Genomic DNA, 237 nt, shown 5'->3' with positions numbered 1-237 from the left:
GCCACCCCGGAACAATACGAATACCTCATCACCGTCATGAACGCGGCAACCAACCCGCGTATCAAAACCACCTTCGCTCCCGACGACGGCACCCCCGCAGACCCCGCAACAGCCGGCAACACGCAGGCTCCCGCCGACACCGCCAAGGAAGGGCCGGAGGCGGGGGCGGGGGCGGATCCGGAATGGCAAGGACCCACCCGGCCGCAGAAACTGCTGCAAGGCCTCGTCGGCGCCTGC

1 pseudogene is annotated in these 237 nt (G+C 68.4%); it reads left to right on the top strand.

Annotated elements, in window-relative coordinates:
- Positions 1–237: pseudogene (locus tag AC3A4M_RS22880) on the top strand (HNH endonuclease signature motif containing protein); the annotation flags it as partial.

The sequence above is a fragment of the Arthrobacter sp. Soil_C_60 genome, from assembly GCF_057656375.1.
The sequence above is the reverse complement of the archived record's forward strand: the minus strand, read 5'-3'. Positions and strand labels throughout refer to the sequence as shown.